The sequence below is a fragment of the Sulfitobacter sp. TMED3 genome, from assembly GCF_002167505.1.
GTDB lineage: Bacteria > Pseudomonadota > Alphaproteobacteria > Rhodobacterales > Rhodobacteraceae > Sulfitobacter > Sulfitobacter pontiacus.
Genome location: NZ_NHBI01000012.1, coordinates 38,707 through 51,670, shown reverse-complemented (window position 1 = coordinate 51,670; position 12,964 = coordinate 38,707). Strand labels below are relative to the sequence as shown.

Sequence of the window (12,964 nt, the reverse complement as noted above, 5' to 3'; positions counted from 1 at the left end):
TCGTGAACCCNTCGGTATAGCGGAAATAGGGCAGCAAACGCAGATGCAGCGCGACCCAAGCCGACAGCGGATACTGCCCCTCGCCCCCTGCCTTATAGATATCTGCCAGCAATTCTTGCGCCTGCGCCTCAATCGGGGCGGCTTCGGCACGTTCGGGGAACCGCAGCAGAATACGGCCAAGGGTCAGCACGGCTTCGGGATCATTGCCCAATGCGTGGTACACCCGNTCAAGCCGGCGCAATACTTCCAGNTCGTACCGCCCGCCGCGCCACGCCTCTGATCCGCCCTCTAGGGTCGATTGTGCCGCCAGCAGCGCGCCTCTTCCGCCATCGGCAAGCGCCATATCCGCCACCGCCAAACGGGCGCGCACGGCGTATTGGTCCCAGCCCTCTGCCGCTTCCAGATAGATCTTGAGCGCGGTCGCCGCGTCCCCCCGCTTTTGCGCGGCCCGTGCGCGCAGGAATGTACCGGATTCGGCCCCGGCCAGCTCTGGCATTTCATCTAGCAGGCGCAGGGTCGCGTCGACATATTCGCGCTTNTCCAGCTCAATCGCCGCNTCAAGCAGCACNGGCAGAACGGCCCGCACGACGGATTCCGGCTGCGTGCTCAGCCCGCCAAAGCTTGGCTCGATANTATCCGACAAGCGCCGAACGTCGGAAGTGGCAATCGCGTCCAGACTGGCCCAAAAGGCGCGATCCGGTCGGTTGCCTGCCAGCGGAGACGTGTTGAAAGGTGGCGTTACCGCNGTCGGTGCNTCCCCCGCCAGCAGACGCACCGCGTCGGACAGCGCACGGTGACGGCGTTTATGGACCGGCGTATCAGGGGTCACTTCGGCAAGGATAGAGCCCGCCTCGAACAGCAGCATATGGGCCATATACAGTTCGGCCACATCCATCATCACCCGCGTCTGGTCATTGCCCCGCTGGCTGCCGAGCTTGGCNATGCTGNGCCGCAAATCATCGCGCAACCCGTCCGGAGACCAGCGCCGCAAATCCAGATCCCGCCGCCATGTCTGCCCTGCGTCCAACGCGCTGTGATCCAGCGTATCAACCACNTCAGAGGGCGCGGCCACAAGNACACCCGCCGGAACCGCAAGAACCAGCAACGCCTTAACCACCGATATGCAAATATACTGGCGCACACCTATCCTTGAGAGTGTAAATAGAACTTGCCTTATCCTTGTATTCATGAAAATTTGTATTTGCAATGACATGTACAATGCGTTTTTTCGTGATGCTTCAGCACCGCCGGAGGATGAGATGACCAATATCAGTTATGTGGCGCTTTCTCAGGCAACCGTGCTGACCCGCAACATGGACACGACGGCGCATAACCTCGCCAACGCCACGACCTCGGGCTACAAGGCGATCCACCCCGTGCTTGAATCCATACCCGATGGCAGCGGCGATAATGCGATCAACTATGTGCGCGAAAGCGGGACGTACCTTGAACTTACCGACGGCCCGTTGATGCAGACCGGCAACCCGATGGACATCGCCGTGGCCGGTGATGGCTGGCTCAGCTTCCAGCTCCCCGGCGGCGAAACCGGGTACAGCCGTCACGGGCGTCTTGTGGTCGATGTCGACGGCCAGTTGAAAACCGCAGGTGGTATGCCCCTGCTTGGCGTGGGCGGCGGGCCTGTCGTGCTGCCCGATGATGTGGGGGACGAGGTGGTGATCACCACCAGCGGCACCGTGACCAACCCCCAAGGCGCGGTGCTTGGCGCGGTCAGCGTTGTCGCGATCAACGAGGCGGCGCAGATGCTGCCCATGGGCGCGGGCATGTACCAGTTGCCCCCGAACGCAGGCCAGCCGCAGCAGATGGAGAACCCGCAGGTCAAGCAGGGCTTTATNGAGGGCAGCAACGTGAACGCCGTCCTTGAAATGACCCGTCTGATCGACATCCAGCGGGCCTACGAGAATTCGGTCAAACTGATGGGGTCNGACGATGATCTGACCCGCACGGCCATCCAGAAACTTGGGCGCGTATAACGCCGCCGGAAGGAGCATAAGATGAAAGCACTCGGGATCGCGGCCACGGGCATGTTGGCGCAACAGACCAACGTTGACGTCATCGCCAACAACATCGCCAACGCCAATACCACCGGCTTNAAAAGCGGGCGCGCCGCGTTTCAGGATCTGGTCTATCAAAGCTTTGCGAGCGCCGGATCGCTGACATCCGAAGAAGGCACTGCGCGGCCCGTAGGCACTGATATCGGCTTGGGCGTGCANGCGGCGGGCGTGATCCGTCACAACATCCAGGGCGGCTTGNNNCANACNGAAAACCAGNTGGACCTCGCGATCGAGGGGCGCGGCTATTTCACCGTGAACCGTCCCGATGGCACACAGGNCTTTACCCGCGACGGGAACTTCCAGCTNAGCGCCGAAGGCCAGCTNGTCACCCTGAACGGCTATGAGGTAGAGCCCGCGATCATCGTGCCCGAACTGACCCGTCAGGTCGAAATCAATCAGGAAGGCGTGGTCATGGCCTATGTCGAAAACGCCCCTGAACCGGTGGAACTGGGCCAGTTGAACTTTGCGACCTTCCTGAACGAAGCGGGCCTGAAACCCGTCGGTGATAACTTGATGGAGCAGACCGCCGCGTCGGGTGAGCCTGTACAGAACGTCCCCGGCACCCCCGGCGTCGGCATCACNCGGCAGGGATATCTTGAACAGTCGAACGTCAACATCATCCAGCAGATCACCGACCTGATNTCGGCACAGCGCGCCTACGAGATGAACTCCAAGGCGATCGAGACCGCCGATCAGATCATGACCACGACGAACCAGATCAAGTAACGGGTTGAACCGATGAAACGTGTTGCCATTGCCCTTTTCGTGTTGTTCCAGCTTGCCGCCGCTCTTGTGGTGGCGGGCCCTGNGCTTGCACAAGCCGTGCCCGTGACCGACCTGATCGAGGAACGCGCCGTCGCCGAACTGGGGGCNACNTTGCCCGCGAAAGCCAAGCTGGATATCCGCATGGCCGAGGGGATGATCAAGAAGGGCAACTTCGTGCAGGAGTTCTGGATCGACCCTGACTCGGGCCAATTCATCGCAAATGTGGTNACCGACAGCGGTGTCCCGCAACGCGTATGGGGTCTGGCGATGGTGACATTNACCGTGCCTGTTCCCAACCGGCGCATCGTGCCCGATGAAATCGTCCGCGCCCAGGACGTGTCGCTGGTTGAAATGCCGATGCAGCGGGTCGGCAGCTATGCGATCAATGAATATGATCAACTCGTCGGCCAGCAGGTGCGGCGTATGCTGGTCACCGGCCGCCCCGTCCCGCGCAATTCGGTCATGCCGCCCCGTATCATCAGCCGCGGTGAAAAGGTCAAAATCCGTCTGACCCATGGCGGGCTGCAGCTAACGGCCAAAGGACGTGCCCTGGATGATGCCCATAAGGGTCAGGAATTGCGCGTCGTCAATCTTTCCAGCAACAAGGCCCTGTCGACCATCGCGATGGCAGCAGGCGTCGTCGAGGTCGTACAATGACATCCCTTCGTTTTCCCGCNCGGCTCGGNTGCCTGCTTGCAGCTTCGGCGCTTTTTCTGGCGGCCTGTGGTGATTTTCAGGAAACCCACAACCCCACAGTCAGCGATCTGACGCTGAGCCCCGACCACATGGGCGAGGTCAACCGCGTGAGCATCCCGATGCCCCTGCCCAAAGCGCCTGAACAGCCCAAACGCGCGGATCAGGCCAGCCTCTGGAGCAATTCAACACCGCGTCTGTTCCAGGACCGGCGCGCCGGCGACGTGGGCGATCTGGTCACCGTTCTGATCGATATCGATGACCGCGCGCAGTTGCAAAATGCCACAGGGCGCAGCCGGTCCTCCTCCACTGGGGTGGACGACCCCGATATCCTGAACTTCGACACCTCGACCGACAGCGGGCAGCTGATTGGCCTGTCGAGCAGTTCGTCCAGCGAAGGCGAAGGGTCGATCCGCCGGAACGAGACCATACGCTTGCGGGTGGCCGCCCTTGTGATCCAGACCCTACCCAACGGGAATTTCGTGATCGCCGGACGGCAAGAGGTNAAGGTGAACAACGAACTGCGCGAGCTGCGCATCGCCGGCATCATCCGCCAGTCCGATATCAACGTCGGGAACACCATCGACTANGACAAAATCGCCGAGGCGCGGATCACCTATGGCGGNCGCGGGCAGATTTCGACGGTGCAAACNGCGCGCTACGGTCAGGACGCGCTTGAAGTGTTCCTGCCCTACTAAGGCGGGACGCGGGTGTGATCAAATACATCATCATCGCCGTTTGCGTGATTGGTGCGGGGGCCATGGGCTATGTCGGGGAACGCTTTATGCGGCCAACGACATCNGCCCCCTCGGATCAGGCGGCCACGCAAGAGNTGATGTTCAAGATGCCNTTGGGCAAATTCACCATGCAAATCATCCAGAGCCGCAAAATCCTGCATCTGGTGTTTGACATGGATGTCTATGTCATGGGGGCTTCGTCGTTTCACGAGATCAACGGTGCCGTCGGGCGCGCCCGTTTGCGTGACGCCACCGTGTCAGCGATCGCCGAGCTTGCGGAAACCGACCTGAGCCTCGCCCAACCGATCGAAGAAGAAGCCCGCAAAGCAGAGCTTGCCGCGCAAATCGTNCGNAAGCTCTACGTTAATTTCCCGGCAGTACGTACGGCNCGGCTGAACAGCTTTTACGCCAATACCAGCCTGCGCAACTGACAGGCCCGATCAGCTCGCCGATTTCACGGTGATCGACGATGCCGTTTCGCCGCCGTCCAGACCAAAGATGATCTCTCCCTCGCGGAAACGTACATCTTCGACGCGGGCACTGCGCGACGGCTGGATCGCGATATTGTTGCCAGCGGCATCTTTCGCCGTCAGCACCACGGTGTATTTCCCCGCCAACTGCGCNTTGCCGTAATCGTCNTTGCCATCCCACCCCAGCGGGTTCGCNGTGCCNGATACNGTGGACAGACCGTTGATCGTACGCACATTGCGCCCCAGCGGATCNTAGATTTTCGCGNTGACCTCGGCTGCGCCGGCCCCCACCTCNTAGGAGGTCGANNTCGTGCCATCTTCCAGCATCACCACATCGGATTGCACTGTNACATCGCGCCCCAAAAGATCGGTGCCCCCCAGATTCAGCAAGCCGCTGATCTGGCTGGTCAATGTCTCTAGCTGCGTGTTTGTCTGCACCGCTTGTTCCACCTGCGACAACTGCGCAAGCTGTGCGACGAACTGCGTGCTATCGACCGGCTCAAGCGGATCCTGGTTCTGGATCTGCGCGGTCAGCAGGGTCAGGAACTTGGTATAATCCTCGCCCAACTGGCCCAGTGAATCCTGCGCCGAGCTTTGGTTCGTGCTTGTGAAATTGTTCAACAGTGTCTGGCTTGTCAGCATGGATCACACCCCCTTAGGTGAGAATATCAAGTTGTCCGTCATCCACCACATTTTTGTGCTGAACGCCAGCGGTCACAGGGCCTGCGCCGTCATCAATGCCCCCACCGAACCCCGCGGTAGCGCGTTGTTGATCGCGCGCACCGTCGTCCGAGAACCCCTGCTGGAATTCAAAGCTGCCCGCGTCGGTAAACCCAAGCCCCTGCGCCAAAAGCTGGCGTTCATCGCGCAGCGTTTGCAGTACGGCAGGGTTCTCGACACGGACCACAACGCGGGTGCCGCTGTCCTTGTCGGTGACGACCTCGATCTCGATTTGCCCCAACCCGCGCGGATGCAAGCTGACCGAGGTGCGGCCCTCTTTCGCCTCCACGGCCTTCACTTGCGAGATCAGCGCATCGGCAAAGGGTTTCGGTGCAGGTTTGGCCTGCGTCTCGGCACTTGGCGCGGCGGCTTTCAGATCGCTCGCTTGGTCGGCGAGGATCAGCGCGTTGCTTTCCACGGGCTGCGCCTGAACCACCTCGGCAGGCCGGAAGGTCGCGGTAACATCAACGGGTGTCTTGCCCTGTGCGGCTGCGCCATTCTGACCTGCGTTCAAGAAGGTCGGCGGCTCTGCCCCGAAAGCGGCCTGNCGCAACGGCGCGACGGGNGTATCCGCGTCGATTGATGGTTCNGGCGGNGCGGNTCCCTCANCNGCGGCCNCGGCTTGGGGTGCTGCACGCGGCGGGGTCGNAACCTTGTCACTAANCTGCGGTTTAGGGACAGGTTGNACCCCCGCCACCCCCTGCGTTTGCGCAACGCTTTGAACATCTGCCGTAGCAGCGATTGGTTGCTGTGCCGCTACTGCTGTCGCGGGGGCNGNAACGGGCTGCGGCACGCCAGAGGTTTGCNGTGCGGGNGCCGCGATTTTAACATCGGTTTTCGCTTCGACAGGGGATGGCACCGTAGGTGCAGCCGTTTCGGGCGCGACCTTAACAGGGCCCTGCGTTACATTGGCCGCTACCGCGTCAGCGGCCAATGGTGGCGCGGCCAACGGCAACTGGGGGTCTGCGTCGCCCGCGACACCTTGCACGANNGNCTGTGGCACAGCGACTGCGGGGGCGCTGACCGTGGTTGCGGTGGTTACTTGCCCAGTTGCTTGAACGGTAGCCCCCTCGCCCGTCGGTTGGGCGGCCGACATCAGACCGGTGAAGGACGCCTCCATCGACAGGGCCGTCGGATCGCCCGCTTGCTCTGTGGTCNGGGAAAGCCCCAGCACATCTGCCATCCCTTCGGNGGTNGNATCGTCACTACCCAGCAGAATAGGCTCACCATCGGGGCCGAGGGTGAAGGGCGGCACCGCAGCACCTGCCTCGCCAATTGCGACGGTTCCCATCAGCGCGGCGAACCCTTCCGGCACGGCGCTNGAGCCCTTGCCGGTTTTCACGCCAGCCTGCCCCGTCATCAATGCGGATANAGCGACATTCATCTCAGTGCATCTTGCTTGTCATGACGCCNCGCGCCGCGAGCTCATACTTCAACCGCGACATCGCGCGGCGTTCGATCTGGCGCAGCTTGGCGGGGGTGACCTCCATCCGCGTGGCAAGATCCTGAATGCTTTCGGGGGGCTGCTGCAAGGTCCGCGCCCGCAACACCTCGCGGTCCATCGGTTGAAGCCGTTCCATCGCCTCAAGCAATCGCGCGCGGATCAGGGTTTGCGACGACTGCGCGATCACGGCCTCTTCGGGGTTGGGGTCTTCCGACGCAAGCAGCGCGAAGCTGTCATCATCATCAATGGAATGCTGCACTGTTTTCTGCACGCCCGCCGGAGTCTCGACAATGGCGCGCAGGTGGTTGCGGGCGGTCATCGTGGCATTCTTGACCCACCATTTCGCATAGGTCGAAAACCGCACGTCCCGNTCCAGATCAAACAGATCGGCGGCGTGGATCAGCCCCAGTATCCCTTCGGAAATCAGGTCTTCGCGTTCGGCCTGATCATCGCTGAGCTTGCGCGCCCAGTAGAACACGATNCGCGCATGNGACAGCACCAAGGATTCAAGNGCGAACTTATCTTTGCTGACCTGCCAATCCTTNAACAGGACACGTTCATCTTCCAACGCCAACATCGGCGCATTGCGCGCTGCTGCATAAGTTATTGTCATTGCCTGCCCAACTTTTTCCCCAACATGACCACACTTCACGAATCTGGGAAAGTTTATTTTGCTTAAGGCACGGTTAAATTGGGTTTTATCCTTGGCAAACAACCCGATATCAAAGGACAGTTCCCCCTAGAACCCGCTGAGCGTCGGCAACCACGTGGACAGCGCAGGGATAAAGGTGATCAACAGCAACGCCCCCATCANTGCGATGAAGAACGGCGGCATTTCCTTGATCAGGGCCGATGGCTTGATGTTCACCGCCGACGAGACGACAAAAATCAGGCTTCCCACCGGCGGTGTGGTCAGACCAAGGGTCAGGTTCACAATCACGATAATCGCGAAATGATCCGGGTCNATCCCAAGCGCAAANCTGATCGGCGCAAGGATCGGCACAAGGATCATCACCCCGGGCAGCGGGTCCATGAACAGGCCAAAGACCAGCAACAGCGCATTCACCGCCAGCAAAAAGACAATCGGCGACAGATCCCAGGCAATGATCGTCTCTGCCAGAAACTGNGGCACGCCTTCGATGATCAACACCCAGGCAAAGGCCCGCGCCGCGCCAAGGATCAACAGCACCGCCCCCGACACCAGGGCCGCGCGCAGGATGATNGCGGGCAGATCCGCGACCCGCAGCGACCGGTAGACGAACATGCCGACGAACAGCGCGTAGAAGACCGCGATCACCGACGCCTCGGTCGGGGTGAACACGCCAAAACGGATACCGCCGACGATCAGCACCACCAACATCAGCGCGGGCAGCGCGTATAGCGCGATCCGCGCGATCTCTGCCAAGGGGGGCATCGGCGCGCCGCTGGCATAGCCGCGTTTGTGGCTGACCCGCGCATTGGCCAGCAGCACCGCTGCGGTGATCAGNATACCCGGCAGCACACCCGCCATGAACAGCGACCCGACCGATACCTGCTGGTCCTGCATGGCGTAGATAATCATCGTGATCGACGGCGGGATAATCGGCCCCACGACCGAGCTCGAGATGGTNANCGCTCCGGCATAGGCACGGCCATAGCCGCCCTTCTCCATCATGCGGATCATCATCGTCCCCGGCCCCGCAGCATCGGCCAGCGCCGAGCCGGAGATCCCCGCGAACATGGCAGAGCTGACGACATTCGCATGACCCAAGCCCCCTTTCAGATGCCCCACCAGCGATTGTGCCAAGCGCAGCATCGCAAGGGTCNCCGCCCCGCCGGTCATGATCTCCGCCGCGAGGATAAAGAACGGCACCGCCAGCAGCGGNAAACTATCAAGGCCCGAGAACATCTCTTTCACCACAACGAGGTTGGGGTAGGACGACCCGAAGCTCAGCGCGACAAAGACGGATATCGCCATNGCAAAGGCCACGGGCAGACCAAGGGCGAGNAGNACGAAAAGCGCGGGAAAAAGGATCTCAGCCATTTGCGCCTCCGGGCAGCGGATCGGCGGTGGCCCCGTCCATACGTTTATANTCCCCCGCCATGATGAAGGGGNGCGCAATCAGCAGCAGGTGGGCGATCAGCAGCGCAAACCCGACCGGCATCGCNGCGTAGACATACAGGAAGGGCATCCGCAGTGCGGGGGTCACCTGATACTGCATGCGCTGCGCATACTGGATGCCGACGTAGACCATGAATCCGAAAAAGACCAAAAGCCCCAAGGCAATCCCCGCCCGCAGCAGCTTTTGCCCCATGCTGGGCAGCGCGTCCTGTAGGTTGGTGATCGCGACATGCCCGCCGGTGCGCAACACAAGACCCGCGCCGCCAAAGGTCATCCAGATCATCAGATAGCGCGCCGCCTCATCTGCCCAAGGCAGCGAATGGGCGGTCACATAGCGCAGGGTGATATTGGCACCGACGACCAGCGTCATTGCCGAAAGCATGAGGATCAGCGCCCAACCGTTCAACGCCACGAAAATGGTTTCCAGTCTCTTCACGGCTTCCCCTCGCCCGATGTCGCCGGCACCCNTTGGATGCCGGCGGTATTGCTCACTCGAAGTTTACGATCGAGTCGACCAGCTCTTGGCCGTAGGTGTCATAGTAGCCTTCATAGGCCGATTTGATCGACGCCTGAAACGCGGCTTTCTCTTCGGCGGACAGGGCGTTNACTTCCATGCCACGCTCTTTCAGCGTTTCCACACCCGAGGTTTCNACATTGTCGACATAGCCCCGCATCGCGGCAGCCGCTTNNGTNGCGGCTTTNTCCATCGCGGCTTTCTGATCATCGTCAAGCCCATCCCAGAAAGGTTTGGACACCAGCAGCATCGCGGGCGAATAGACGTGGCCCGACAGGGTCAGGTATTTCTGAACTTCGTTCAGCTTGACCGAAACGATCACCGACAGCGGGTTTTCCTGACCGTCGATCACACCTTGCTGCAACGACGAAATCACCTCGGGCCAGGCCATCGGCGTGGGGGCGGCCCCCATGGCGTCGAAGGCGGCGAGGTGCACGGGGTTTTCCATCGTGCGGATCTTCAGCCCTTCGACATCGGCAGGCGTATGGATCGCATTGCGGTTGTTGGTGATGTGGCGAAAGCCCTGTTCGCCCCATGCCAGACCGTGCAGGCCGACAGTGTCGAACTCGCCCAGAATGTCCTGACCGATGGGCCCGTCCAGCACAGCGCGGGCGTGGTCCAACCCGCTGAACAGGAACGGAATGTCAAAAACACCGGTGGAGGGGACGAAGTTCGCCAGCGTGCCCGAGGACACGATTGTTGCCTCGATGGTGCCCAGTTGCAGCCCCTCGATCACTTCGCGTTCGCCGCCCAGACCCGAAGACGGGAAATGCTTGAAGCTGAACTGGTCGCCGGTCTCCGCCAGCACCACCTCTTCGAATTTCTGCGCCGCGACGCCGTAGTGGCTGTCGGGGGCCAGAGCATAGCCGATCTTGATCTCGGTCTGCGCGGCGGCGGAACCGGCCAGCGCGACAAAGGCGCTTGCGGCCGCAAAATATGTCAGATTGAATTTCATGGTAACCTCCCAGTAACCTTGTGGATGTGCTATCTAAACCCACCAAAGCTGACAAGATGCAGCCCTCGTGGTACCGCGCAACGCTGGCTTAGCCCTGCGCGGATTTCCGGAACAACTTTACCAGCTCGGGCACATAGGCCTGACCATGCCCCGCCTCGACCGTTCGAGCGAGCGCGGCAGAGACGTTATCGGCGACGGTCTGTTGCGCCCCCGATGCGGTCGACATGGCACGGTAATAGTCGATGTCTTTTTGTGCATTGCTGACGAAAAAGGGCAGCCCTTCGCGGTCGCCTTGCGTGATATAGGGGGCNANNCGNTCNAGCGCGACACTGGCCCCGCCNCCACCGNCCAGAACATCCACAAAGACCTGCGGATCGATCTGTGCATCGGCGGCCTGCGCTGCGGCCTCGGCCAGCAGGGTCATGAAACCGACCGACACATAGTTATGCAGCAACTTCAACCGGTGCCCGTGACCACGCGCACCGACGTGGTCGACCGTATCGGTAAAGCTTGCCAGCACGGGCCGAACCTTTTCCAGCACCGCGGCGTCACCCCCCACCAATAGGTTCAACGCCCCGTCATGGGCGTGTTTCGCCGTGCGCGTCATTGGCGCATCCAGATAGGCCCCGCCCGCGGCCTGCACCGCGTCGCCCATACGCAGGGTGCTGTCGGGCAGCGCGGTCGAACAATCGACAACCACCGCACCGGGTTTCAACGCCGACACCAGCCCGTGATCGCCCGTGACAATCGCCTCCACCTGAGGCGATCCGGTGACGCAGAGTATGATCACATCACTCACCGCCGCCAGCGCGGCAGGCGTGTCATACGCCACAGCGCCAAGGCCCGTAATCTCGTCTACCGGCTGGTTGCCGGGGTGATCCAGAAAGCCCAGTTCGAACTTGCCCTTGCGCAAGACGTTCCGCGCAATGCCGTGGCCCATCAGACCGACACCGATAATGCCAACTTTCATCGCGTTCCTCCCTTTGTCCCGCGGCGCGGTTTAATCCGCGTTGATCCAGATCGCTTTGGTGTCCAGATATTCTTCCAGATGCTCGGTCCCGCCTTCGCGGCCATACCCCGACATCTTGACCCCGCCAAAAGGCACCGCTGGATCAATGGCGTGATACATATTCACCCAGACGGACCCTGCTTTCAGCCGATGTGCCAGCTTGTGCGCCGTCCCCAGATTGGTCGAGAATACACCAGCAGCCAGCCCATAGGGCGTGTCGTTGGCGCGGGCCACGACCTCGTCCAGTTCATCGAACGGCAGCGCGGAGATCACGGGGCCGAAGATCTCTTCGCGGGCGATGCGCATGTCGTCGGTGACGCCGCCAAAAACGGTGGGCTGGATGAAATGCCCGCCCTCCAGCGCCGCCCCTTCGGCACGTTGCCCGCCGGTCAGAACCGTTGCGCCCTCGGCGGGACCGTCCGACAGGAAACCGGCGATCCGTTCGGCCTGACGGGCCGAGATGATGGGCCCGATATCCGTGCCCTCGTCAATCCCCTGCCCGATCTTCAGCCCTGCGGCAAACTCCGCCACGCGGCGGGTGAATTCGTCATGGATCTCGCGCGCCACAAACAGCCGCGATCCGGCGATGCAGATCTGACCCGAATTGGCAAAGACCGACATGGCCGCGACCGGCACCGCCTTGTCGATATCCGCATCCTTGCAGACGATGACCGGCGATTTACCCCCCAGCTCAAGCGAGACGCGTTTCAACGTGCCCGTCGCCGCGCGGGCAATCGCCTGACCGGTGGCGGTTGAACCGGTGAACACGATCTTGTCCACATCCGGATGCGCCGCCAGCGCGGCACCGGCATCAGACCCCAATCCGGTCACCACATTCAACACCCCGTCGGGCAGCCCCGCTTCTTGCATCAACCGTGCGATCATCAGCACGGTCAGCGACGCCTCCTCGGACGGTTTCAACACCACGGTGCAGCCGGTCGCCAGCGCGGGCGCGATCTTCCAGACGGAACCGGCGATTGGCGCATTCCACGGGATGATCGCCCCGACCACGCCCACGGGTTCACGCACGGTGGATGAATAGATCTCGCCGGGGAAGGAGTTCGGGATCGTCTGGCCGTGGATCATCACCGCCTGCCCCGCATAGAACCGCAACATCCCCAACACGCGACGGCTGTTGGCCAGCGTGCGCTGGATCGGCATCCCCATATCCAACGTGTCCGACAGACACAGGCGTTCCCATTCTGCCTCGAACTTGTCGGCGATGCGCAGCAGCAACGCCTGACGCTCGAACGGGGTGAACTTGGCCCAAGGCCCCTCGAACGCCGCGCGGGCGGCTTTCACTGCGGCATCAATATCCGCCGCGCCCCCCTGCGGTACAGTCGCCAGCAAAGACCCGTTCGCCGGATTGCGCGCATCCATCTCNGCGCCCGATTGGGCCGGNCACCATTTACCGTTGATGAACATCGGNCGAAAGCTGCCGTCATACAGCGCGCNCGCCAAAGCGTTCCAGTCGTTCATACGTG

Annotated in this window: 12 protein-coding genes; 4 read left to right on the top strand and 8 right to left on the bottom strand. The window is 61.6% G+C overall.

All coding sequences use genetic code 11. From position 1 onward, the window contains the following. Positions 1-1,121: 1,121 nt before the first annotated feature. The 4 genes from CBB63_RS04370 (at position 1,122) to CBB63_RS04355 (ending at position 4,228) form a co-directional block, all read left to right on the top strand. Entirely contained in the window at positions 1,122-1,991 is an 870-nt protein-coding gene (locus tag CBB63_RS04370) for a flagellar hook-basal body complex protein (RefSeq protein ID WP_502695854.1), read from the top strand. A gap of 21 nt (positions 1,992-2,012) precedes the next feature. Beyond that, positions 2,013-2,798, top strand: coding sequence for a flagellar basal-body rod protein FlgG (gene flgG, locus CBB63_RS04365; RefSeq protein WP_286698288.1), 786 nt, complete (start codon positions 2,013-2,015; stop codon positions 2,796-2,798). A gap of 12 nt (positions 2,799-2,810) precedes the next feature. Then, complete coding sequence (flgA, locus tag CBB63_RS04360) at positions 2,811-3,494, top strand: flagellar basal body P-ring formation chaperone FlgA (protein ID WP_286698287.1); 684 nt, start codon at positions 2,811-2,813, stop codon at positions 3,492-3,494. Next, complete coding sequence (locus CBB63_RS04355; RefSeq protein ID WP_286698286.1) at positions 3,491-4,228, top strand: flagellar basal body L-ring protein FlgH; 738 nt, start codon at positions 3,491-3,493, stop codon at positions 4,226-4,228. Before flgA ends, CBB63_RS04355 begins: the two co-directional genes overlap by 4 nt. Positions 4,229-4,707: 479 nt before the next feature. Here the strand turns inward: CBB63_RS04355 and CBB63_RS04345 are convergent, their stop codons facing one another. From CBB63_RS04345 to CBB63_RS04310, 8 genes are all read right to left on the bottom strand, one after another. Further along, positions 4,708-5,379: a flagellar hook assembly protein FlgD gene (locus CBB63_RS04345; RefSeq protein ID WP_286698284.1), complete on the bottom strand. Its 672-nt coding sequence runs from the start codon at positions 5,377-5,379 to the stop codon at positions 4,708-4,710. Positions 5,380-5,392: 13 nt separating this feature from the next. After that, positions 5,393-5,971, bottom strand: coding sequence for a flagellar hook-length control protein FliK (locus tag CBB63_RS04340; protein ID WP_286698283.1), 579 nt, complete (start codon positions 5,969-5,971; stop codon positions 5,393-5,395). 871 nt (positions 5,972-6,842) lie between these two features. Further along, positions 6,843-7,478 (bottom strand): sigma-70 family RNA polymerase sigma factor, encoded by a 636-nt coding sequence (locus tag CBB63_RS04335; RefSeq protein ID WP_286698301.1) that lies wholly within the window; start codon positions 7,476-7,478, stop codon positions 6,843-6,845. A gap of 162 nt (positions 7,479-7,640) precedes the next feature. Further along, positions 7,641-8,924, bottom strand: a complete 1,284-nt coding sequence (locus CBB63_RS04330) for a TRAP transporter large permease (RefSeq protein WP_286698282.1) — start codon at positions 8,922-8,924, stop codon at positions 7,641-7,643. Continuing rightward, entirely contained in the window at positions 8,917-9,438 is a 522-nt protein-coding gene (locus CBB63_RS04325; RefSeq protein ID WP_286698281.1) for a TRAP transporter small permease, read from the bottom strand. Before CBB63_RS04325 ends, CBB63_RS04330 begins: the two co-directional genes overlap by 8 nt. A gap of 52 nt (positions 9,439-9,490) precedes the next feature. Next, a complete protein-coding gene (locus CBB63_RS04320; protein ID WP_286698280.1) occupies positions 9,491-10,471 on the bottom strand; it encodes a TRAP transporter substrate-binding protein in 981 nt (326 codons plus the stop codon). Between the two features lie 88 nt (positions 10,472-10,559). Then, a complete protein-coding gene (locus CBB63_RS04315; RefSeq protein WP_286698279.1) occupies positions 10,560-11,441 on the bottom strand; it encodes an NAD(P)-dependent oxidoreductase in 882 nt (293 codons plus the stop codon). A 30-nt stretch (positions 11,442-11,471) separates the two neighbouring features. Next, a complete protein-coding gene (locus tag CBB63_RS04310; protein ID WP_286698278.1) occupies positions 11,472-12,959 on the bottom strand; it encodes an aldehyde dehydrogenase family protein in 1,488 nt (495 codons plus the stop codon). Positions 12,960-12,964 lie beyond the last annotated feature (5 nt).